Source organism: Streptomyces sp. NPDC055815 (assembly GCF_053616475.1).
Genome location: NZ_JBSHDU010000026.1, coordinates 23,725 through 44,112, shown reverse-complemented (window position 1 = coordinate 44,112; position 20,388 = coordinate 23,725). Strand labels below are relative to the sequence as shown.

Sequence of the window (20,388 nt, the reverse complement as noted above, 5' to 3'; positions counted from 1 at the left end):
ACGAGGAGATCGGTTCGTGACGATCCGCGTAGGCATCAACGGCTTTGGCCGCATCGGCCGGAACTATTTCCGCGCGCTCCTTGAGCAGGGTGCCGACATCGAGGTCGTGGCTGTCAACGACCTGGGTGACACCGCGACCACCGCACACCTGCTGAAGTACGACACCATCCTGGGCCGCCTCAAGGCCGAGGTGACCCACACCGCCGACACCATCACCGTCGACGGTCACACCATCAAGGTGCTGTCCGAGCGCGACCCGGCCGACATCCCCTGGGGCGACCTGGGCGTCGACATCGTCATCGAGTCGACCGGCATCTTCACCAAGAAGGCCGACGCCGCGAAGCACCTCGCCGGCGGCGCCAAGAAGGTCCTCATCTCGGCTCCGGCCACCGACGAGGACATCACCATCGTCATGGGCGTCAACCAGGACAAGTACGACGCCGCGCAGCACGACGTCATCTCCAACGCGTCCTGCACCACCAACTGTGTCGCGCCGATGGCCAAGGTCCTCGACGAGAACTTCGGCATCGTCAAGGGCCTCATGACGACGGTCCACGCGTACACCAACGACCAGCGCATCCTGGACTTCCCGCACAAGGACCTGCGCCGCGCCCGCGCCGCCGCGGAGAACATCATCCCGACCACGACCGGTGCCGCCAAGGCCACCGCCCTGGTCCTCCCGCAGCTCAAGGGCAAGCTCGACGGCATCGCCATGCGCGTCCCGGTCCCGACCGGTTCCGCCACCGACCTGGTCGTCACCCTCGACCGCGAGGTCACCAAGGACGAGGTCAACGCCGCGTTCAAGAAGGCCGCCGAGGACGGCGACCTCAAGGGCATCCTGTTCTACACCGAGGACCCGATCGTCTCCTCGGACATCGTCAGCGACCCGGCGTCCTGCACCTTCGACGCCTCCCTGACGATGGTCCAGGAGGGCAACACGGTCAAGATCCTCGGCTGGTACGACAACGAGTGGGGCTACTCCAACCGTCTCGTCGACCTCACCGTCTTCGTCGGCGGCCAGCTCTAAGCTTCAGGGCGGGTTTTCGATGGGAGCAGGGCTCGGGCAGCGCAACGTCGCGCTGTGCGAGCCCTGTTTGTGTGCTCCACCGCGTACCAAGGAGTCTGTTAACAGATGAAGACGATCGACGAGCTTCTCGAAGCCGGCGTCGCAGGCAAGCGCGTGTTCGTGCGTGCCGACCTCAACGTGCCGCTCGAAGGCACCAAGATCACCGACGACGGCCGCATCCGCGCCGTCGTCCCCACGGTGAAGGCGCTCGCCGACGCGGGCGCCCGTGTCGTGGTCGCCTCGCACCTGGGCCGCCCCAAGGGCGCCCCGGACCCGGCCTTCTCGCTCGCCCCGGCCGCCACGCGCCTCGGTGAACTGCTGGGCACCGAGGTCGCGTTCGCGACCGACACCGTCGGCGACTCGGCCAAGGCCACCGTCGCCGGCCTCGCCGACGGCCAGGTGGCCGTCATCGAGAACCTGCGTTTCAACGTCGGCGAGACCTCGAAGGACGACGCCGAGCGCGGCGCCTTCGCGGACGAGCTCGCGGCCCTCGCCGACCTGTACGTCGGCGACGGCTTCGGCGCCGTGCACCGCAAGCACGCCTCGGTCTTCGACCTCCCGGCGCGCCTCCCGCACGCCGCCGGCTACCTCATCGCCACCGAGGTCGGCGTCCTGAAGAAGCTCACGGACGAGGTCCAGCGGCCCTACGTGGTCGCGCTCGGCGGTGCCAAGGTCTCCGACAAGCTGGCTGTCATCGACAACCTGCTGAAGAAGGCCGACCGCATCCTCATCGGCGGCGGCATGGCGTACACCTTCCTGGCCGCCAAGGGCCACGAGGTCGGCATCTCGCTGCTCCAGAAGGACCAGATCCCCGCGTGCCTGGGGTACCTGGCGGAGGCGGAGAAGCGCGGCGTGGAGTTCGTGCTCCCCGTCGACGTGCTGGTCTCGGCCGACTTCCCGGACCTGAAGACCAAGGCTCCGGCCAACCCCACCACGGTCGCCGCGGACGCCATCCCGGCCGACCAGGAGGGCCTGGACATCGGTCCGGAGACCCGTAAGCTCTACGCCGCGAAGCTCGCCGACGCCGGCACCGTCTTCTGGAACGGTCCGATGGGCGTCTTCGAGCACCCGGACTACGCCGAGGGCACCAAGGCCGTCGCCCAGGCGCTCGTCGACTCCCCGGCCTTCACGGTGGTCGGCGGTGGCGACTCCGCCGCGGCCGTCCGCACCCTGGGCTTCGACGAGAATGCCTTCGGCCACATCTCGACCGGCGGCGGCGCCTCCCTCGAATACCTCGAGGGCAAGAAGCTCCCCGGCCTCGTCGCACTGGAGGACTGACCCCTTTATGTCTGCATCCCTTTCTTCTGGCCGCACCCCGCTGATGGCGGGCAACTGGAAGATGAACCTCAACCACCTCGAGGCCATCGCCCACGTCCAGAAGCTCGCCTTCGCCCTGACCGACAAGGACTACGACGCCTGTGAGGTCGCGGTCCTGGTCCCCTTCACCGACCTGCGGTCCGTCCAGACCCTGGTCGACGGCGACAAGCTCAAGATCAAGTACGGCGCCCAGGACATCTCGGCGCACGACTCCGGTGCCTACACCGGCGAGATCTCGGGCCTGATGCTGTCCAAGCTGAAGGCCGCCTACGTCGCCGTCGGCCACTCCGAGCGCCGCCAGTACCACGCCGAGAACGACGAGGTCTGCAACGCCAAGGTGAAGGCCGCCTTCAAGCACGGCGTGACCCCGATCCTCTGCGTCGGCGAGGGCCTGGACGTCCGCAAGGCCGGCAACCAGGTCGCACACACCCTCGCGCAGGTCGACGGCGGTCTGAAGGACGTCCCGGCCGAGCAGGCCGAGACGATCGTGATCGCGTACGAGCCGGTGTGGGCCATCGGCACCGGCGAGGTCGCCACCCCCGAGGACGCCCAGGAGGTCTGCGGGGCGATCCGCGGCCGCCTCGCCGAGCTGTACTCGCAGGAGCTGGCCGACAAGGTCCGCATCCAGTACGGCGGCTCGGTCAAGGCCGGCAACGTGGCCGCGATCATGGCGCAGCCGGACGTCGACGGCGCCCTGGTGGGCGGCGCGGCGCTGGACGCCGACGAGTTCGTCAAGATCGTGCGCTTCCGCGACCAGTGAGTATGCGGTAGCGGAGTTACGTCGTACCCTTGCGGGGGTCGGGCAGGTGCCCGGCCCCCGTCCGTATAAGTCCGAGGAAGTTGGTCCAGCCGTGGTTATGGGGTTCTCGATCGCCCTGATCGTCTTCAGCGCGCTGCTGATGCTGCTCGTGCTGATGCACAAGGGAAAGGGCGGCGGCCTCTCCGACATGTTCGGAGGCGGCATGCAGTCCTCCGTCGGCGGCTCCTCGGTCGCCGAGCGGAACCTGGACCGGATCACGGTCGTGGTCGGTCTGCTCTGGTTCTCCTGCATTGTGGTACTTGGTCTGCTGATGAAGTTGGACGGGTAACTCCAATCACTGGACGCGCGTTGGGCCTTACGTAGACTGGGGCATCTTCGAGCACCATCACGCAGGGAGTTACGACCGTGGCAAGTGGCAACGCGATCCGGGGAAGCCGGGTCGGAGCGGGGCCGATGGGGGAGGCCGAGCGGGGCGAGTCGGCACCGCGCCTCCGCATCTCCTTCTGGTGCTCGAACGGGCACGAGACGCAGCCGAGCTTCGCCAGCGACGCGGCGGTCCCGGATACCTGGGACTGCCCGCGCTGCGGCTTCCCGGCGGGCCAGGACCGGGACAACCCGCCGGACCCGCCGCGCACGGAGCCGTACAAGACCCACCTCGCCTATGTGCGTGAGCGGCGCAGCGACGCGGACGGCGAGGCGATCCTCGCCGAGGCGCTCGCCAAACTGCGCGGCGAGATCTGAAGCGTGGTGTGACGGTGTGACGAACGGGCCTTGCCCGCGAACTCGGTTCGCGGGCAAGGCCCGTTCGTGCGTCAGTGACCGAACCAGTGGAGGCCTCCGCCATGTCCGCCGCCCTGCCCCGGCCCGAGCTCGGCGCCGCGCCGTTCGCCGACCGGGCCCGGGACGCCGTCGAGCGCGCCGTCGCCGCCAACGCGGACGCCGTCCCGCGCGCGGCCCGGCTCCTCGCCGACTGCGTCGCCGCCGACGGCGTCATCCACGCCTTCGGGACCGGCCACTCCCAGGCCGCCGCCCTGGAGATCGCCGGCCGCGCCGGCGGCCTGGTCCCCACGAACCGCCTCTCGCTCGCCGACCTCGTGCTGCGCGGCGGGGAGGACCCCGCCGTCCTCGCCGACCCGCTCCTGGAACGGGCCCCGGGCCTCGCCGAACGGCTCTACGCCCTCGCCGACCCCCGCCCGCAGGACCTGTTCGTGATCATCTCCAGCTCCGGCGTCAACAACGCGGTCGTCGACCTGGCGGTGAAGGTGACCGGCGCCGGACACCGGCTCGTCGCCCTCACCTCCCTCGCGCACACCCGCGCCGTCCCCGCCCTCCACGCCGGCGGCGGGCGGCTCGCCGACCTCGCCGACGTGGTCCTCGACAACTGCGCCCCCACCGGCGACGCCGTCCTCCCGCTCCCCGGCGGCGGCGCCGCCTGCGGGATCTCCACCCTCACCTCCGCGCTCCTCGTCCAGATGACCGTCGCGGACACCCTCGCGCTCCTCCTCGCCGAGGGACACGAACCGCCCGTGTACGTCTCCGCCAACACCCCCGGCGGCCACGAGCGCAACCTCCTCCTCGAAGCCCGCTACGAGGGCCGGCTGCACCGCGGCGGCCACTGAGACCGGGCGGAAACGGGCACTGTCAGTGGCGTCCTCTACGGTCGGTCGCACAGGGGACCACCGGACCGAGGGGGCGCCGTGGCGGCGACGGAGACAGTGGGCGGCACCAGGGCGGCGCCCGCCTGGCGGGGCGGCTTCGGACGCCTGTGGACGGCCGCGGTCGTCTCCCGGTTCGGCGACTCGCTGCGCACCGCCGCGCTGCCCCTGCTCGCCGCCTCGCTCACCGACGACCCCTTCCTCATCGCCTCCGTCACCGCCTGCGGCTTCCTGCCCTGGCTGCTCTTCGGGCTCCTCGGCGGGGCCGTCGCCGACCGCGTCGACCAGCGCCGGGCCATGTGGGCCGTCGACCTCGTCCGCGGCGGACTCGTCGCCGCCTTCGCCGCGGCCGTGGCCCTCGGGCACGCCACGATCGCCCTGCTGCTCGTCCTCGCCTTCGCCCTGACCACCCTGCAGACCCTCTTCGACAACGCGGCCACCGCCCTGCTGCCCGCGCTCGTCCCCGCCGAGACCCTGGCCGCGGCCAACGCCCGTCTGATGACCGGTCAGCAGCTCGCCGGCGGCCTCCTCGCCGGACCCGCCGTGCCCGTCCTGCTCCTCGCCGGGCCCGCCGTCCCGTACGCGGCCGACGCCGTCACGTACGTCCTGGCCGCCCTCCTCATCGCCTCCCTGCGCACCGGCGCACCCGAACGGCCGCCCCGCCCGGCCGGGTCCACCCTCCGCGCCGAGATGGCCGCAGGACTCGCGGTGCTGCGCGCGGACCGGCACCTGTGGTGGCTGTGCACGGCCACCACCCTGTGCAACATCGGCATGGGCGCCCTCATCGCCACCCTCGTCGTCCTCGTCACCGACGGCCTCCACGCGGGGGACGCCGGATACGCCGCCACCATCACCGCCTACGCGCTGGGTGCCGTCGCCGGCGGCTTCCTCGCCCGGCGCATCGCCGAACGGACCGGCCGGATACGGGCCGTGTTGCTCGCCGGGACCGTCCAGACCGGCTGCCTCGTCCTCATCGGGGCGGTGCCGGTCCTCGCGGTATCGATCGGTGCGATGGCGGTGTTCGGCTTCATGGGGACGGTGTGGAACGTCCAGCAGACCACCCTCATGCAGGAGCGCGCCCCCGAAGGGATGCTCGGCCGCATCGCCGCGGCCTTCCGCACCCTCGCCGTCGCGGGCGCACCGCTCGGTGCCCTGCTCGGCGGCGCCGCGGCCGCCGGTCTGGGACCGCACACACCGGCCCTTCTCGCGGCGGCGCTGTTCGCGCTCGCCGTCGCGTCGTTGGGCCCCCTGATCAATTAGGTTGGGGGTGCAGCGGGGCAGACAAGCAGTATTGAGAAGAAGTGGGCGATGTCCGAGATGACCAGCAATGAAAGCAGTGCGCAGGGCGCTCCGCAGAAGGGTGGTGGTGGGCGACGGGCGGGCCGTACCAGGCTCAACCGGCTGCCCGAGTGGGCGGCCCTCGGCAAGCACCGTGAGCAGCTGGGCGAGACCCATCTGCGCGAACTGTTCGCCGCCGACCCGGAGCGGGGCACCCGCAACACCCTGCGCGTCGGCGACCTCCACCTGGACTACTCCAAGCACCTCGTCACCGACGAGACGCTGACCCTGCTGCGCGAACTCGCCGCCGTCACCGGCGTCGCCGAGCTCCGCGACGCCATGTTCCGCGGCGAGAAGATCAACACCACCGAGGACCGCGCCGTCCTCCACACCGCGCTGCGCGCGCCCCGCGGGGCCGTCATCGAGGTCGACGGGGAGAACGTCGTCCCCGGCGTCCACGCCGTCCTCGACAAGATGGGCGCCTTCGCGGACCGGGTCCGCGCGGGCGAGTGGACCGGCCACACCGGCAAGCCGATCAAGAACATCGTGAACATCGGCATCGGCGGCTCCGACCTCGGCCCCGCCATGGCCTACGAGGTCCTGCGCTCCTACACCCAGCGGGACCTGACGTTCCGTTTCGTCTCCAACGTCGACGGCGCCGACCTCCACGAGGCCGTCCGCGACCTCGACCCCGCCGAGACCCTGTTCATCGTCGCCTCGAAGACCTTCACCACCATCGAGACGATCACCAACGCCACCTCCGCCCGCACCTGGCTCCTCACCGGGCTGAAGGCCGGCCAGGAAGCCGTCGCCAAGCACTTCGTGGCCCTCTCGACCAACGCCGAGAAGGTCGAGGAGTTCGGCATCGACACCACCCACATGTTCGAGTTCTGGGACTGGGTCGGCGGCCGCTACTCCTACGACTCCGCCATCGGCCTCTCCCTGATGATCGCCATCGGCCCGGAGCGCTTCCGCGAGATGCTCGACGGCTTCCACCTCGTCGACGAGCACTTCCGCACCGCCCCGCCCGAGGAGAACGCGCCGCTGCTCCTCGGCCTCCTCGGCGTCTGGTACGGCGCCTTCTTCGACGCCCAGTCGCACGCCGTCCTGCCGTACTCCCACTACCTGTCCAAGTTCACCGCCTACCTCCAGCAGCTCGACATGGAGTCCAACGGCAAGTCGGTGGACCGCGAGGGCAGGCGCGTCGACTGGCAGACCGGCCCCGTCGTCTGGGGCACCCCCGGCACCAACGGGCAGCACGCCTACTACCAGTTGATCCACCAGGGCACCAAGGTCATCCCGGCCGACTTCATCGGCTTCGCCCGGCCCGTCGACGACCTGCTGCCCGGGCTCGTCGCCCAGCACGACCTGCTCATGGCCAACTTCTTCGCCCAGACCCAGGCGCTCGCCTTCGGCAAGACGCCCGAGGAGGTACGGGCCGAGGGCGTCGCCGAGGAGCTCGTCCCGCACAAGACCTTCCAGGGCAACCACCCGACCACCACGATCCTCGCCGAGGCGCTCACCCCGTCCGTCCTCGGCCAGCTGATCGCGCTCTACGAGCACAAGGTCTTCGTCCAGGGCGCGATCTGGAACATCGACTCCTTCGACCAGTGGGGCGTCGAACTCGGCAAGGTCCTCGCCAAGAAGATCGAGCCGGTCCTGACGGAGGGCGAGGGGGCCGAGCAGCTCGACAGCTCCACCGCCGGGCTCGTCTCGGTCTACCGCTCGCTGCGCGGACGGTAACCGGATGACGGGGGAGAACGCGGTGCGGCTGCGGCCGCCCAGGAACGCCGTCGACACACGGGCCGTCACCTGGTGGCGGGTCCGACTGCTCGTGACCACCGCCGTCCCGGTGGTGGTCCTGGCCGTGCTCGGCGCGCTGATCGGGCCCGCCCGGTCCTGGCTGCTGCTCGCGGCCGGGGCCGTGGCGGCCCTGGGCCTCGCCTGCACCGCGTTCTTCCCCGCCTGGTGGTTCCGGGTGCACCGCTGGGAGGTCACCGACGAGGCCGTCTACGTGCGCACCGGCGCCCTCCGGCAGGAGTGGCGGATCGCCCCGATGTCCCGGATCCAGACGGTCGACACCGTACGGGGCCCGCTGGAGCAGGCGCTCCGGCTCGCCACCGTCACCGTCACCACCGCCTCCTCCAAAGGGGCGATCCGCATCGAGGGACTCGACCACGAGCTCGCCGCCGAACTCGCCGAGCGGCTCACCCTCCTGACCCGGGCGACCCCCGGGGACGCCACATGAGCGAGGAGGAGCGGTGGCGGCGGCTCGACCCGCGCACCCTGCTCGCCGGCGCCGCCGTCCTCTGCGGGGTGGCCGGCGGCGCGGCCCTCCCGGTCGTGGCCGGACTCTCGGGCGGCCGGCCCCTCTGGCAGGCCGTCGCCTGGGTCCTCGCCGGTGCCGCCCTGCTCGTCCTCGCGGGCACCGCCGCCGACTGGATCCGGCTGCGCCGCACCCGCTACCGCGTCGGCTCCGAGCGGGTCGACCTGCACACCGGTCTGCTGCTCCTCAAGCGCCGCTCCCTGGCCCGTGAGCGGATCCGCAGCGTCGACCTCACCGCCAACCCCCTCCAGCGCGTCCTCGGCCTCGTCAAGGTCCGCATCGGCACCGGCGAGCACACCGGCGGGGAGTCCACCCTCGAACTCGACCTGGTCACCCGGGCCGAGGGCGAGCGGCTCCGCCACGAGCTCCTCGCCCGCACCGCCGCCCCCGAGGAGCCCGGCGACGACAGCGCCCTCGCCACCCTCGACCCGCGCTGGATCCGCTACGCCCCGGTCTCCTTCCTCGCCCCCGCCCTCGGCGGCGCCGCGGCCGGCGCCGTCATGCAGGTCAGCGAGTGGTTCGGCGCCCAGGGCAAGGTCATCGACTGGATAGGGGACCGCTTCCAGAGCACCGCCCTGACCTGGATCGTCGTCGACCTGGTGCTGCTCGCCACCGCCGTCGGGGCCGTCGGCGCCCTCGGGCTCTGGATCGAGATGTGGTGGAACTACCGCCTGGAGCGCGAGCCCGGCGGCACCCTCCGCGTCCGCCGCGGCCTGTTCACCGCCCGCTCGGTGAGCCTGGAGGAGCGCCGGCTGCGCGGCGTCGAGCTCGTCGAGCCGCTCGGGGTGCGGCTGTTCGGGGCCGCCCGCGTCGACGCCGTCGCCACCGGCCTCGCCCAGGACGACGACGACCAGCACGCCGATCTGAAGAACCTGCTGCCCGCCGTCCCCCGGGAGCATGCCCAGCGGGTCGCCGCCCAGGTCCTGCGCGAGCCGGAGCCGCCCACCGGGGCACCCCTCGCCGGCCATCCCCGGGCCGCCCGCGCCCGGCGGCTGCGCCGGGCCCTGTGGAGCGTCCTCGGACCCGCCGCGGTCCTGGCCGTCCTCGGCCTGCTGCTCACCCCGGCGCTGCTGTACGTGGCGGCCGGCTGCGCCCTCGTCCTCACCCCGCTCGCGGTGCTGCTCGCGCTCGACGCGTACCGCGCCCTCGGACACGGCGTCAGCGGCGCCTATCTGGTGACCCGTTCGGGCGCTCTGCGGCGGACGACGGTCGCCCTCCAGCGCTCCGGCGTCATCGGCTGGACCGTCAAGCAGTCGTACTTCCAGCGCCGTGCCGGCCTCCTGACCCTCACTGCCACGACGGCCGCGGGCGAGGGGGCGTACGATATCCCCGACGCGGGCGAGAGCCAGGGCCTGACCTTCGCCGCCGGAGCCGTACCGGAGCTCCTCGCGCCCTTCCTGGAGCCCGCGGAGCCTCCCGTACACACGCCGGAGGCCCGGCCCACCGAGAGGTGAACCGGGCCTCCGTACAGGTGCGTCAGGCCGAGGCCGGCGGGTACAGGCTCCGCGGCAGCTCCGACGCGGCGGCCGCGTCGAGCAGCCACAGCGTCCGCGAGCGGCCGTAGGCACCGGCCGCGGGGGCCTGCACCTCGCCCGCGCCCGACAGCGCGATCGCCGCGGCCTTCGCCTTGTCCTCACCGGCCGCGAGCAGCCAGACCTCCTTGGCCGCCCGGATCGCCGGAAGCGTCAGCGAGACGCGGACCGGCGGCGGCTTCGGCGCGCCGCGCACCCCGACCACCGTCCGCTCGGTCTCGCGGACCGCCGGCAGCTCCGGGAAGAGCGAGGCCACATGGGTGTCCGGGCCGACGCCCAGCATCAGCACGTCGAAGGTCGGCACCCCGCCATGGTCACCGGGACCCGCGGCGGCGGCCAGCTCCTCCGCGTACGCGGCCGCGGCCGCGTCGACGTCGCTGCCGTACGGACCGTCCGAGGCGGGCATGGCGTGCACCCGCGCCGGGTCCAGCGGCACCCGGTCGAGCAGCGCGGCACGGGCCTGGGTGACGTTCCGCTCGGGATCGCCCTCGGGCAGGTACCGCTCGTCGCCCCACCACAGGTCGAGCCGCGACCAGTCGACCGCGTCCCGCGCGGGCGCCGCACCGAGCGCCGCGAGCAGCCCGTTGCCGTTGCGGCCGCCGGTCAGCACGACCGAGGCGGAGCCGCGGGCGGCCTGGGCGTCCACGATCCGGGTGATGAGCCGGGCCGCGGCGGCCTCGGCCATCAGCTCCTTGTCGCGGTGCACGACCAGCTGGGGGGTGCTCACTTGGCCGCCGCCTTCTTGGCCGGGGTCTTCTTCGCGGCGGGCTTGGCGGCGGGGGCCGTCTCCACGACCGCCTCCGCCTCCGTCACCGTCTCCACGACCGTCTCCACGACGGGCTCGGGGGCGGTCGTCGCCGCCTCCTCGTCCAGCCGCTCCAGACCGAACTTGAGCGCCGCCGCGTAGGTGTCGTCCGGGTCGAGGCGGCGCAGCTCCTCCGCGATCAGCTCGGCCGTCTCGCGGCGCTTGAGCGCCACGGCACGGTTCGGCTGGCCCTCTATGGAGAGCGTCGCGAGCGAGCCGTCCGGCCGGTCGAGGACGATCGGGCCGGCGTTGGTCTCCATCCGTACGGAGGTGAGACCGGGGCCCGCCGACGTCGCGCGCCGCACGGGCACCTTCAGCCGGTCGGCCAGCCACATCGCGAGCAGCTCGACGCTCGGGTTGAACTCCTCGCCCTCGACCTCGGCCGAGGTGACCTCGCACACGACCTGGTCGAGCGCGGCGGCCAGCATCGAACGCCACGGGGTGATCCGGGTCCACGAGAGGTCCGTGTCGCCCGGGGTGTACGCGTCCGCGCGCGCGGTCAGCTCCTGGATGGGCTGCTCGGCGGCGTACGTGTCGGTGACGCGGCGCTGGGCGAGCGCGCCCAGCGGGTCGTTCGCCGGGTCGGACGGCGCGTTCACCGGCCACCAGACGACGACGGGGGCGTCCGGGAGGAGCAGCGGCAGCACCACCGACTGGGCGTGGTCGACGACCTCGCCGTACAGCCGGAGCACCACCGTCTCGCCGGTGCTGGCGTCGGCGCCGAGGCGGACCTCGGCGTCGAGCCGTGCCTTGGCACGGTCCCGCGGGGAGCGCGAGACCCTCTTGATGACGACGAGGGTCCGCGAGGGGTGCTCGCGGGACGCCTCGTTGGCCGCCTTCAGCGCGTCGTAGGCGTTCTCCTCGTCGGTGACGATCACGAGGGTGAGCACCATGCCGACGGCCGGCGTGCCGATCGCCCGCCGCCCGAGCACCAGCGCCTTGTTGATCTTGGAGGACGTGGTGTCCGTCAGGTCGGTCTTCATGGCCGGCGCCAGCTCCTGCCGTCTCGTGCGAGCATCTCGTCCGCCTCGACCGGACCCCAGGTCCCGGACTGGTACTGCGCGGGCTTGCCGTGCTTGTCCCAGAACTGCTCGATCGGGTCGAGGATCTTCCAGGACAGCTCGACCTCCTCGACGCGCGGGAAGAGGTTGGAGTCGCCGAGCAGGACGTCGAGGATGAGCCGCTCGTACGCCTCGGGGCTGGACTCCGTGAAGGACTCGCCGTACGCGAAGTCCATGGACACGTCCCGGATCTCCATCTGGGTGCCGGGCACCTTGGAGCCGAACCGCACCGTGACGCCCTCGTCCGGCTGGACCCGGATGACGATGGCGTTGCGGCCGAGCTCCTCGGTCGCGGTGTGGTCGAAGGGGGAGTGCGGGGCGCGCTGGAAGACGACCGCGATCTCGGTGACGCGGCGGCCCAGGCGCTTTCCGGTCCGCAGGTAGAAGGGGACGCCCGCCCAGCGGCGGTTGTCGATCTCCAGCTTGATGGCCGCGTAGGTGTCGGTCTTCGACTGGGGGTCGATGCCGTCTTCCTGGAGGTAGCCGACGGCCTTGGCGCCGCCCTGCCACCCGGCCGCGTACTGGCCGCGGACCGTGGACTTGCCCAGGTCCTTGGGCAGCTTCACCGCGCCGAGGACCTTGGTCTTCTCGGCGGCCAGCGCGTCGGCGTCGAAGGAGGCGGGCTCCTCCATCGCGGTCAGCGCGAGCAGCTGGAGCAGGTGGTTCTGGATGACGTCACGGGCGGCGCCGATGCCGTCGTAGTAGCCGGCGCGGCCGCCGATGCCGATGTCCTCGGCCATGGTGATCTGCACGTGGTCGACGTACGACCGGTTCCAGATCGGCTCGAAGAGGGTGTTGGCGAAGCGGAGCGCCAGGATGTTCTGGACGGTCTCCTTGCCGAGGTAGTGGTCGATCCGGAAGACCGCGTCCGGCGGGAAGACCTCGTGGACGACCTCGTTGAGCTCCTTGGCGGAGACCAGGTCGTGCCCGAAGGGCTTCTCGATGACCGCGCGGCGCCAGGAACCGTCCTTCTGGTCGGCGAGGCCGTGCTTCTTGAGCTGCTGGACGACCAGCGGGAAGAACTTCGGCGGCACGGACAGGTAGAAGGCGAAGTTGCCGCCCGTGCCCTGTGCCTTGTCGAGCTCCTCGATCGTCGACTTGAGCTGCTCGAAGGCCGTGTCGTCGTCGAAGTCGCCCTGGACGAACCGCATGCCCTGGATGAGCTGCTGCCACACCTCCTCCCGGAAGGGGGTGCGCGCGTGCTGCTTGACGGCCTCGTAGACCTCCTGCGCGAAGTCCTCGTCCGCCCACTCGCGGCGGGCGAAGCCGACGAGCGAGAAGCCCGGCGGCAGCAGGCCGCGGTTGGCCAGGTCGTAGACGGCAGGCATCAGCTTCTTACGGGACAAATCGCCCGTGACGCCGAAGATCACCAGACCCGACGGCCCCGCGATGCGCGGGAGCCGTCGGTCTGCGGCGTCACGGAGCGGGTTGGCTCCGTGGACTGCGCTCAAAGTGCTTACGCCTCCGAAGGTGCGAGGCGCTGAAGCTCCGCCTCGGTGGACTTGAGCAGGTCGTTCCAGGACGCCTCGAACTTGTCGACGCCCTCGTCCTCCAGGAGCTGGACGACGTCGTCGTAGCTGATGCCCAGCTTCTCGACGGCCTCCAGCTCGGCGCGCGCCTGCGCGTAGGTGCCGCGGATGGTGTCACCGGTGACCTCGCCGTGGTCGGCGGTGGCCTCCAGGGTGGCCTCCGGCATGGTGTTCACCGTGCCGGGGGCGACCAGGTCCACGACGTACAGGGTGTCCTTGTACGCCGGGTCCTTGACGCCGGTCGAGGCCCACAGCGGACGCTGCTTGTTGGCCTGCGCCTTGTCGAGGGCGGCCCAGCGGTCCGAGGAGAAGACCTCCTCGAACGCCTCGTAGGCCAGACGGGCGTTGGCCAGGGCGGCCTTGCCCTTGAGCGCCTTGGCCTCGTCGGTGCCGAGGGCCACCAGGCGCTTGTCGATCTCCGTGTCCACGCGGGACACGAAGAAGGACGCCACCGAGTGGATCTTCGACAGGTCCAGGCCGCGCTCGCGGGCCTTCTCCAGACCCGCCAGGTAGGCGTCCATGACCGCGCGGTAGCGCTCCAGCGAGAAGATCAGCGTGACGTTGACGCTGATGCCGAGGCCGATGACCTCGGTGATCGCCGGCAGACCCGCCTTGGTGGCCGGGATCTTGATCAGGGTGTTGGGGCGGTCCACCAGCCAGGCCAGCTGCTTGGCCTCGGCGATGGTGGCGGCCGTCTCGTGGGCGAGACGGGGGTCGACCTCGATGGAGACCCGGCCGTCCTGGCCGTCCGTCGCGTCGAAGACCGGCCGGAGGATGTCGGCGGCGTCACGGACGTCCGCCGTCGTGATCATGCGGATGGCCTCGTCGACGGTCACCTTGCGGGCGGCGAGGTCGGCCAGCTGCTGGTCGTAGCCGTGCCCCTCCGAGATGGCCTTCTGGAAGATGGACGGGTTCGTGGTGACACCGACCACGTGGCTCTGGTCGATCAGCTCGGCCAGGTTGCCGGACGTGATCCGCTGGCGCGAGAGGTCGTCCAGCCAGATCGCGACGCCTTCGTCGGAGAGGCGCTTGAGAGCGTCTGTCATGAGAGTTGCATCTCCAATTAAGTCGTACGTACGGACGTCAGCGCGCGGCGGCGGCCACGGATTCCCGCGCGGCGGCGACGATCGCCTCCGGCGTGAAACCGAACTCGCGGAAGAGGACCTTCGCGTCCGCCGAGGCACCGAAGTGCTCGAGCGAGACGATCCGGCCGGCGTCACCGACGTACTTGTGCCAGGTGAGACCGATACCGGCCTCGACCGCGACCCGGGCCTTCACCGACGGCGGCAGGACCGAGTCCTTGTACGCCTGGTCCTGCTCCTCGAACCACTCCACGGACGGCATCGAGACCACACGGGTCGGGACGCCGGCGGCCTGGAGCTGCTCACGGGCCTCGACGGCCAGGTGCACCTCGGAGCCCGTACCGATCAGCACGACCTCGGGCGTGCCGCCCTCGGCCTCGAACAGCACGTAGCCGCCCTTGACGGTGTCCTCGTTCGGCGCGTACGTCGGCACGCCCTGGCGGGTGAGCGCCAGACCGTGCGGGGCGCCCTTGCCGAAGACCTTGGTGTGGCGCTGCATGATCTCGCGCCAGGCCAGGGCCGTCTCGTTGGCGTCGGCCGGACGGACCACGTTCAGACCCGGGATCGCGCGCAGCGAGGCCAGGTGCTCGACCGGCTGGTGCGTCGGGCCGTCCTCGCCCAGACCGATCGAGTCGTGGGTCCAGACGTACGTCACGGGCAGGTGCATCAGCGCGGAGAGCCGCACCGCGTTGCGCATGTAGTCGGAGAACACCAGGAAGGTGCCGCCGTAGATCCGCGTGTTGCCGTGCAGCGCGATGCCGTTCATCTCCGCGGCCATGGAGTGCTCGCGGATGCCGAAGTGGATCGTGCGGCCGTACTTGTCGGCCTCCGGCAGCGGGTTGCCCTCCGGGAGGAAGGAGGACGTCTTGTCGATCGTGGTGTTGTTGGAGCCGGCGAGGTCGGCCGAGCCGCCCCACAGCTCCGGGATCACCGCGCCGAGCGCCTGCAGGACCTGACCGGACGCGGCACGCGTCGCGACACCCTTGCCCGGCTCGAAGACCGGGAGCTTCTCGGCCCAGCCGGCCGGCAGCTCGTTCGCCTGGATGCGGTCGAACTCGGCGGCGCGCTCCGGGTTGGCCGTACGCCACTCGGCGAGCTGCTTCTCCCACGCGGCGCGGGCCTCACGGCCGCGGTCGCCGAGCGCGCGGGTGTGGGCGATGACCTCGTCGCCGACCTCGAAGGTCTGCTCCGGGTCGAAGCCCAGGACGCGCTTGGTGGCCGCGATCTCCGCGTCGCCGAGCGCCGAGCCGTGCGCGGCCTCGGTGTTCTGCGCGTTCGGGGCGGGCCAGGCGATGATCGAGCGCATCGCGATGAACGACGGACGCTCGGTCTCGGCCTCGGCGGCCTTGATCGCCGCGTACAGCGCGGCCGGGTCCAGGTCGCCGTTGGACTGCGGCTCCACGCGCTGGACGTGCCAGCCGTACGCCTCGTACCGCTTCATCGTGTCCTCGGACACGGCCGTCTCGGTGTCGCCCTCGATCGAGATGTGGTTGTCGTCCCACAGCAGGATCAGGTTGCCGAGCTTCTGGTGGCCGGCGAGCGAGGACGCCTCCGCGGAGATGCCCTCCTGCAGGCAGCCGTCGCCGGCGATCACGTAGACGCGGTGGTCGAACGGGGAGGTGCCGGTGGCGGCCTCCGGGTCGAACAGGCCGCGCTCGAAGCGGGCGGCCATCGCCATGCCCACGGCGTTGGCGACACCCTGGCCCAGCGGGCCCGTGGTCGTCTCGACGGCGGCGGTGTGACCGTACTCCGGGTGGCCGGGGGTCTTCGAGCCCCAGGTGCGGAAGGCCTTCAGGTCGTCCAGCTCGAGACCGAACCCACCCAGGTACAGCTGGGTGTAGAGGGTCAGGGACGAGTGTCCCGCGGAGAGGACGAACCGGTCGCGCCCGACCCACTCGGGGTCGGCCGGGTCGTGCCGCATCACCTTCTGGAAGAGGGTGTACGCGGCGGGCGCAAGGCTCATCGCCGTACCGGGATGGCCGTTGCCGACCTTCTGTACGGCGTCCGCGGCCAGGATGCGGGCGGTGTCGACGGCCCGCTGGTCCAACTCGGTCCACTCGAGGTCTGTGGTGGTCGGCTTAGTGCTCACCCTGGGTCAGGGCTCCTCTCCACATGTCTGAAGCCGGTGACTGAGGGTGTACCGGCGTTGTCGAGCCTACCCCCGCAGAACGCCCCTCTTTTCGTGTCCATGCCCCTCAAATGAGCGGAGAAATAGAAGGACACAGCAAGAGTGCCGGTGGTCGTGGGAGTTCGCCTCCCGAGCCACGCCCGGAGCCGCCCCGGAACCGTGTCCACCCCTTGGGACGTACCGCACCAACACGACCCCACCCCCGCGAAGATCGGCGTCTGGGCAACGTCTACAGTGGCGTGGTACGCGCAAGCTTTACCCCGTCTTCACCCGGGGAGCTTGCTGGGAATTTCTCTGTCAGGGGTGTGCGTGACGGCCGTCGAGTCCCGACCCGCAGGGGTCGTCTTGACTCCCAGCCCGGGGGGCCATCGGCCGTTCGGGGCCCGCGTCAAGGCATTCGTGGCGCTGACCAAGCCGCGGATCATCGAGCTTCTGCTCATCACGACCGTTCCGGTGATGTTCCTCGCCGAGCAGGGCGTGCCCGACCTGTGGCTGGTGCTCGCCACCTGCTTCGGCGGCTACCTCTCCGCGGGCGGCGCCAACGCGCTGAACATGTACATCGACCGCGACATCGACGCGCTGATGGACCGCACCTCCCAGCGCCCGCTCGTCACCGGCGTGCTCACCCCGCGCGAGGGCCTGGTCTTCGGACTCACCCTCGCCGTGGTCTCGACGCTCTGGTTCGGCCTGCTCGTCAACTGGCTGTCCGCCGCCCTCTCGCTCGGCGCGCTCCTCTTCTACGTCGTGATCTACACGATGATCCTCAAGCGGCGCACCGCCCAGAACATCGTCTGGGGCGGCATCGCCGGCTGTCTGCCGGTGCTCATCGGCTGGTCGGCCGTCACGAACTCGATGTCGTGGGCCGCGGTCATCCTCTTCCTCGTCATCTTCTTCTGGACGCCGCCGCACTACTGGCCGCTGTCGATGAAGGTGAAGGACGACTACGCACGCGCGGGCGTGCCCATGCTGCCGGTGCTCGCCTCCAACAAGGTCGTCGCCAAGCAGATCGTGATCTACAGCTGGGTCATGGTCGCCGTCTCCCTGCTCCTCACCCCGCTCGGCTACACCGGCTGGTTCTACACCGCCGTGGCGCTGCTGACCGGCGGCTGGTGGCTCTGGGAGGCGCACGCGCTCCTCAACCGCGCCAAGGCCGAGGTGACGGGCGCCAAGCTCAAGGAGATGCGCCTCTTCCACTGGTCCATCACCTATGTCTCGCTGCTCTTCGTGGCGGTCGCGGTGGACCCCTTCCTCCGCTGAGACAGCGCTCATCTGATCGCGTCCGGCCGACGGCCGGGTCACGTGGGACAGCCCACATGGCCCGGCCGTCGCCGTTCGATCTACCCCTCGGTAGCATCCGTGTCATGGCAGAAACGAAGCAGGCAGAGCGCAAGGCGGCCCGGCTCGCCAAGGAGATCCAGGCCTTCTCCAAGGCCCACGGCGGCTCCGAGGGGCACCTCGCGCACATCGGCCAGGCGGGCACCCGGATCGTCCTGGTCGGCACGGACGGCGGCTGGGGCGACCTCGTCGCGCCGACGTACGAGGTCGCGACCAAGGCCGCCGAGAAGGCCGGTCTGACCCTCCACGAGGAGTTCGACGGCGAGTTCGCCGCCAAGGTCTCCACCGGACCGTACGAGTGGACCCGGATGGCCGGTATCCAGATCGGCGGCCCCTCCAACAGCTGACAACGGCTGAGGCAACAACCTCGCGCGGGGCTCACCCGTTAGGACGTGTGGAGACACGTCCACACAGGGAGCCCCCCGAGATGATCGACACGCCGCACCTGGTGGACCAGTACTGCCACGGGGTGCTCCGTACGGAGCTCGGCCTCGGCACCTTCGAGGCCCAGCTGGGTGCGCACCTGGGCGGGGGCGGCGTGCTGCCCGCCGCGGGCACCACCTTCTTCGACACCCAGACCGGCTTCGCCGTGCGCCGCTGGTGCCCGCCGCTCCTCGGCCTCGAACCGCACTGCCCGCCCGCCCGCTACCTCGCCCGTCGCCGGGAACTCGGCGCCGCCGAGGCCGGCCGCCGGCTGCTCCGCTCCTCCGGGATCTCCACCTACCTGGTCGACACCGGGCTGCCCGGCGACCTCACCCGCCCCGCCGAGCTCGGCGCGGCGGGGGCCGCCGAGGCCCACGAGATCGTCCGCCTCGAACCCCTCGCCGAACAGGTCGCCGACACCTCGGGCACCGTCGAGGCCTTCCTCGCCAACCTCACCGAGGCCGTCCACGGGGCCGCCGCCGGCGCGGTCGCGTTCGGTTCGGCCCCGGGGGTACGGGACGGGCTCGCGGCCCTGCCCGAACCGCCGGGCCCCGGAGAGGTACGCGGGGCCGCGGGCCGCTGGCTCGCCACCCGCCCGGCCGGCGGCCGGCTCACCGACCCCGTCCTGCTGCGCCATCTGCTCTGGATCGCGGTGACGGCGGGGCGCCCCCTCCAGCTGCACACGGAGGATCCGGCCGCCCTGAACGGCTTCGCCGCCGCCACCGCGGGCCTCGGCGCCGACCTCGTCCTGCTCCACACCTATCCGCACCACCGGGCGGCGGCCCACCTCACCGCACGTCACCCGCACGTGTACGCCGACCTCGGCCCGGTCCTCGCCCACACGGGTGCCCGGGCGGCGGCCGTCCTCGCCGAGGTCCTGGAGCGCGCCCCCTTCGGCAAGCTGCTGTTCTCCAGCGGCGCCCAGGGCCTTCCCGAACTCCACGTGGTCGCGGCCGGCGCGTTCCGCTCGGCGCTCACCCGGGTGCTCGGCGAATGGGTCATGGACGGCGCCTGGTCCCGTACGGACGCGCAGAGGGTCGCCGAGATGATCGCGGCGGGGAACGCGCGACGGGTCTACCGCCTCGCGTGACCCGGCGGACCCGGACCGTCAGTGCCCGTTGGTAGCGTTCCCGGGCACGATCGAACGGATCACGGGGAGCGCGGCATGCGGGAAGTGGCACGGCACGAGGTCGACGGGACGAGGATCGGGAAGGCGCTGGAGGACGCCTGGATGCTGGCCTTCGACCGCTGGCACGACCTCCGCTACGGCGGCATGTCGCTGTCGGGGCTCGGGGAGCTGCGCGACCAGCTCCTCGACCACGTCGGGGCCCGCACCCTGGAGGACCCCGCGCTCGCCGCGGACGCCTCGCGGACGGCGCTGCTCACCGCCGCCGAGTGCGCCCTCGGCGTGCTGGGCATCGGGTGCTTCCCCGGCGGCGACTGGGAGGTCCCGCTGCCCCTCGCCGAGCGGACGCTCTCCAGCGACGACCAGCTCTTCGAGGAGAGCTGGGACCGGGACCACCGGGTGCCCACCGCCCGGACCTGGGTCGACACCTTCGCCCTGTGCCTGATCAGCGGGCTGGCCTGGGAGCGGCGGCGGGTGATCGGTCCGCTGCTCCGGGAGGACTACGCGCCCGCGATCCGCTCCGGGGTCCCGTACTCGCGCTTGGACTCGGTCTCGGAGCCGGCGGACCTCGCCGAGATGGACGCGCTCTGCGCCTACCTGACCGTCCAGAGCGGGCCGTACCCCGGTGCCGTGTCCGGGCCCGTCCCGGTGCGGCGGCCCGACGCGGAGGAGCGCGCGGCCGCGGCGCGGGCCCTCGACGGGGCCGGTCCCCTCGGCCCGGACCAGCGGCTGCTGCGCGTGCTGCTCGACGACGACCGCGAGGCCTTCGAGCAGGCGCTCGCGGAGCGGCTGGAGGAGCACCGCGCGGGTGTCGGTGCCGATCCGCAGCCGAGGACCCTGCTGCCCACGGGCGCCGTCGCGCTGGCCGCGCTCGCGCACCTGGCGCACGGCTGGGAGCCGGGGGTCCGCTCCGGCTATCTGCCCGAGGCGCCGCTGCGCGGGCCGGTGTCCGTATAGACGGAACC

General features: G+C 71.7%; 19 protein-coding genes. 14 read left to right on the top strand and 5 right to left on the bottom strand.

Going from position 1 to position 20,388, the window contains the following annotated elements; genetic code table 11:
- The first annotated feature begins 16 nt into the window (after nucleotides 1-16).
- From gap to ACWGN5_RS18390, 10 genes are all read left to right on the top strand, one after another.
- Nucleotides 17-1,027 carry a type I glyceraldehyde-3-phosphate dehydrogenase gene (gene gap, locus ACWGN5_RS18435; RefSeq protein WP_453516256.1) on the top strand — a complete coding sequence of 337 codons (1,011 nt, stop codon included), beginning with the start codon at nucleotides 17-19 and terminating at the stop codon, nucleotides 1,025-1,027.
- Nucleotides 1,028-1,132: 105 nt separating this feature from the next.
- Nucleotides 1,133-2,344, top strand: coding sequence for a phosphoglycerate kinase (locus ACWGN5_RS18430; protein WP_453516254.1), 1,212 nt, complete (start codon nucleotides 1,133-1,135; stop codon nucleotides 2,342-2,344).
- A gap of 7 nt (nucleotides 2,345-2,351) precedes the next feature.
- Nucleotides 2,352-3,143 (top strand): triose-phosphate isomerase, encoded by a 792-nt coding sequence (gene tpiA / locus ACWGN5_RS18425; protein ID WP_453516252.1) that lies wholly within the window; start codon nucleotides 2,352-2,354, stop codon nucleotides 3,141-3,143.
- A 97-nt stretch (nucleotides 3,144-3,240) separates the two neighbouring features.
- Complete coding sequence (gene secG / locus ACWGN5_RS18420; protein WP_453516344.1) at nucleotides 3,241-3,471, top strand: preprotein translocase subunit SecG; 231 nt, start codon at nucleotides 3,241-3,243, stop codon at nucleotides 3,469-3,471.
- A 77-nt stretch (nucleotides 3,472-3,548) separates the two neighbouring features.
- Nucleotides 3,549-3,884: an RNA polymerase-binding protein RbpA gene (locus tag ACWGN5_RS18415; RefSeq protein ID WP_078908267.1), complete on the top strand. Its 336-nt coding sequence runs from the start codon at nucleotides 3,549-3,551 to the stop codon at nucleotides 3,882-3,884.
- Between the two features lie 101 nt (nucleotides 3,885-3,985).
- Entirely contained in the window at nucleotides 3,986-4,762 is a 777-nt protein-coding gene (locus ACWGN5_RS18410) for a sugar isomerase domain-containing protein (RefSeq protein ID WP_453516342.1), read from the top strand.
- Nucleotides 4,763-4,840: 78 nt separating this feature from the next.
- The gene (locus tag ACWGN5_RS18405) at nucleotides 4,841-6,058 is read left to right on the top strand and encodes an MFS transporter (RefSeq protein ID WP_453516249.1); all 1,218 of its coding nucleotides are present in this window, start codon (nucleotides 4,841-4,843) and stop codon (nucleotides 6,056-6,058) included.
- A gap of 57 nt (nucleotides 6,059-6,115) precedes the next feature.
- Nucleotides 6,116-7,819 (top strand): glucose-6-phosphate isomerase, encoded by a 1,704-nt coding sequence (pgi, locus tag ACWGN5_RS18400; protein ID WP_453516340.1) that lies wholly within the window; start codon nucleotides 6,116-6,118, stop codon nucleotides 7,817-7,819.
- 4 nt (nucleotides 7,820-7,823) lie between these two features.
- On the top strand, nucleotides 7,824-8,324 hold the full coding sequence (locus ACWGN5_RS18395) for a PH domain-containing protein (RefSeq protein WP_453516247.1): 501 nt from the start codon (nucleotides 7,824-7,826) through the stop codon (nucleotides 8,322-8,324).
- Nucleotides 8,321-9,856: a PH domain-containing protein gene (locus tag ACWGN5_RS18390; RefSeq protein ID WP_453516246.1), complete on the top strand. Its 1,536-nt coding sequence runs from the start codon at nucleotides 8,321-8,323 to the stop codon at nucleotides 9,854-9,856. The genes ACWGN5_RS18395 and ACWGN5_RS18390 overlap by 4 nt, the downstream gene beginning before the upstream one ends.
- A 22-nt stretch (nucleotides 9,857-9,878) precedes the next feature.
- Here the strand turns inward: ACWGN5_RS18390 and pgl are convergent, their stop codons facing one another.
- Genes pgl through tkt form a run of 5 tightly spaced genes read right to left on the bottom strand, consistent with a single transcriptional unit; the run spans nucleotide 9,879 to nucleotide 16,500 of the window.
- Nucleotides 9,879-10,661 carry a 6-phosphogluconolactonase gene (gene pgl, locus ACWGN5_RS18385; protein WP_453516244.1) on the bottom strand — a complete coding sequence of 261 codons (783 nt, stop codon included), beginning with the start codon at nucleotides 10,659-10,661 and terminating at the stop codon, nucleotides 9,879-9,881.
- Complete coding sequence (opcA, locus tag ACWGN5_RS18380) at nucleotides 10,658-11,722, bottom strand: glucose-6-phosphate dehydrogenase assembly protein OpcA (RefSeq protein ID WP_453516243.1); 1,065 nt, start codon at nucleotides 11,720-11,722, stop codon at nucleotides 10,658-10,660. The genes pgl and opcA overlap by 4 nt, the downstream gene beginning before the upstream one ends.
- Nucleotides 11,719-13,251 carry a glucose-6-phosphate dehydrogenase gene (gene zwf / locus ACWGN5_RS18375; RefSeq protein WP_453516240.1) on the bottom strand — a complete coding sequence of 511 codons (1,533 nt, stop codon included), beginning with the start codon at nucleotides 13,249-13,251 and terminating at the stop codon, nucleotides 11,719-11,721. Before zwf ends, opcA begins: the two co-directional genes overlap by 4 nt.
- Before the next feature lie 5 nt (nucleotides 13,252-13,256).
- A complete protein-coding gene (gene tal, locus ACWGN5_RS18370; protein WP_453516238.1) occupies nucleotides 13,257-14,375 on the bottom strand; it encodes a transaldolase in 1,119 nt (372 codons plus the stop codon).
- Between the two features lie 37 nt (nucleotides 14,376-14,412).
- Nucleotides 14,413-16,500 (bottom strand): transketolase, encoded by a 2,088-nt coding sequence (gene tkt / locus ACWGN5_RS18365; RefSeq protein WP_453516237.1) that lies wholly within the window; start codon nucleotides 16,498-16,500, stop codon nucleotides 14,413-14,415.
- Nucleotides 16,501-16,848: 348 nt separating this feature from the next.
- Here tkt and ACWGN5_RS18360 point away from each other — a divergent pair, with 348 nt between their 5' ends.
- From ACWGN5_RS18360 to ACWGN5_RS18345, 4 genes are all read left to right on the top strand, one after another.
- Nucleotides 16,849-17,796, top strand: coding sequence for a heme o synthase (locus tag ACWGN5_RS18360; RefSeq protein ID WP_453516234.1), 948 nt, complete (start codon nucleotides 16,849-16,851; stop codon nucleotides 17,794-17,796).
- Nucleotides 17,797-17,900: 104 nt separating this feature from the next.
- Complete coding sequence (locus ACWGN5_RS18355; protein WP_351186804.1) at nucleotides 17,901-18,221, top strand: hypothetical protein; 321 nt, start codon at nucleotides 17,901-17,903, stop codon at nucleotides 18,219-18,221.
- 80 nt (nucleotides 18,222-18,301) lie between these two features.
- The gene (locus ACWGN5_RS18350; RefSeq protein ID WP_453516232.1) at nucleotides 18,302-19,387 is read left to right on the top strand and encodes an amidohydrolase family protein; all 1,086 of its coding nucleotides are present in this window, start codon (nucleotides 18,302-18,304) and stop codon (nucleotides 19,385-19,387) included.
- A 75-nt stretch (nucleotides 19,388-19,462) separates the two neighbouring features.
- Nucleotides 19,463-20,380 (top strand): immunity 49 family protein, encoded by a 918-nt coding sequence (locus ACWGN5_RS18345; protein ID WP_453516231.1) that lies wholly within the window; start codon nucleotides 19,463-19,465, stop codon nucleotides 20,378-20,380.
- Nucleotides 20,381-20,388: the final 8 nt, after the last annotated feature.